Annotated in this window: 1 protein-coding gene and 3 pseudogenes; 3 read left to right on the top strand and 1 reads right to left on the bottom strand. The window is 68.9% G+C overall.

Features of this window, described 5'->3' with window-relative positions; all coding sequences use genetic code 11:
- Positions 1-152 (bottom strand): annotated as a pseudogene (locus ACFXJ5_RS41220) (diadenosine tetraphosphate hydrolase); the annotation flags it as partial.
- On the opposite strand from ACFXJ5_RS41220, the pseudogene ACFXJ5_RS41215 reads away from it, so the two are divergent.
- The 3 genes and pseudogenes from ACFXJ5_RS41215 to ACFXJ5_RS41205 all read left to right on the top strand — a co-directional run.
- A pseudogene (locus ACFXJ5_RS41215) lies at positions 94-324 on the top strand (hypothetical protein); the annotation flags it as partial. The pseudogenes ACFXJ5_RS41220 and ACFXJ5_RS41215 overlap by 59 nt on opposite strands.
- A 307-nt stretch (positions 325-631) precedes the next feature.
- A pseudogene (locus tag ACFXJ5_RS41210) lies at positions 632-1,012 on the top strand (ISAs1 family transposase); the annotation flags it as partial.
- 70 nt (positions 1,013-1,082) lie between these two features.
- Positions 1,083-1,205 (top strand): hypothetical protein, encoded by a 123-nt coding sequence (locus tag ACFXJ5_RS41205; RefSeq protein ID WP_384643698.1) that lies wholly within the window; start codon positions 1,083-1,085, stop codon positions 1,203-1,205.
- The last annotated feature ends 125 nt before the right edge of the window (positions 1,206-1,330 follow it).

Genomic DNA, 1,330 nt, shown 5'->3' with positions numbered 1-1,330 from the left:
TCGCGTGGATACAGCCACACCGGCATACCCACGAGTTCCGCCGGCTCCGCCTCAAACCGCGGCCACACCTGCGCATGCAGAAATCCATCGGTATTGCCAAGGATCTCCAGGTTCACCCGCCGAAAAGCCGGATCCAACCGCCTGCACGCGCGCGGTCACCGATTCGTCCTGGCGTTGGCCGCGTGCGCGGTCCTGGCCGGAGCCAGATGCCTGACCGCGATCGCGGAATGGGCCGCCGACGCCCCGCCACACATACTGCTCCGACTCGGTGGCACCGTCCGGGAGCCGGACACCGGGCCGGCCGCGCCGGCCGAGGCCACAGTGCGGCGGGTACTCCAACGCATTAACGGTGATGCCCTGGACACGGCCATCGGAGGCTGGCTCACGCATCGCGCCCGGGCCACCGCGACTGATCAGGCGGACGCCCCAGCGCCCACACTCGCAGTGGACGGCAGGAGGGTGTGCGGAGCGCGTCGCAGCGACGGTAGCCAGGTCCACCTGGTGTCCGCGATGAGCGGGAGCGGTCTGGTCCTTGCCCAGGGCGAGGTGCCGGCCAAATCCAACGAGATCATCTGCTTCCGGCCTCTGCTCGCCCCCCGAGCTGACCGGGCACGTGGTCACCTTCGACGCCATGCACACCCAGGTGGCAACCGCCCGCTTGCTGGTCGAGGACAAGCACGCGCACTACATCGCGTTCGTCAAGGGCAACCAGCCCACGCTGCAACGGCCGGTGAAACAACTGCCGTGGAAGGAGGTTCCGCTGCTCGACAGGACTCGCGCCACCGCGCACGGCCGGGACGAGTTCCGCCGGATGAAGATCGCCACCGTCTCCGGCCTCCCGTTCCCCCATGCCGACCAGGTTTTGCAGATTGTCCGGCGTCGGCGGATCGTGACCAGCGGCAAAGTCACCCTCGAACGCGTCTGTGCAGTCACCAGCCTGACCGCACTCCGGGCCGATGCCGCCGAAATCGCCCGCCATGTCCGCGAACACTGGGGTATCGAAAACAGGATCCATCACGTGCGGAACACGACCTTCGCCGAGGACGCGTCATGCGTCAGGACCGGGAACCGCTCCCCGCGCCATGGTCGGCCTCCGCAACCTCGCCATCGCACTCCGCCTGACCGGCTGCGACAACATCGCCGCCGGCCTGCGCCGCAACGCCCGCGACCCGGCACGCCCGCTGGCCCTCCTCGGACTCACGTGATCACGAAACGGGGGCCACGCGGCTTTGCCTAGGTCCTGGCTATGGGGTGGAGACGGTACTGTCCGGGGAACCGAGAGCGGGCGATTGCGCCATCGGCTGGGACGGTCCCGGGGGCAGTCGCAGGG

It is taken from the genome of Streptomyces sp. NPDC059373, from assembly GCF_042751495.1.
Lineage (GTDB): Bacteria > Actinomycetota > Actinomycetes > Streptomycetales > Streptomycetaceae > Actinacidiphila.
Note: the sequence above shows the minus strand (reverse complement) of the source record. Positions and strands in the feature narration are given on the sequence as shown.

Bases quoted from the DNA above. Each gene is read 5' to 3' on its own strand.
- ACFXJ5_RS41205 (WP_384643698.1), top strand. From the start codon at position 1,083: ATGGTCGGCCTCCGCAACCTCGCCATCGCACTCCGCCTGACCGGCTGC.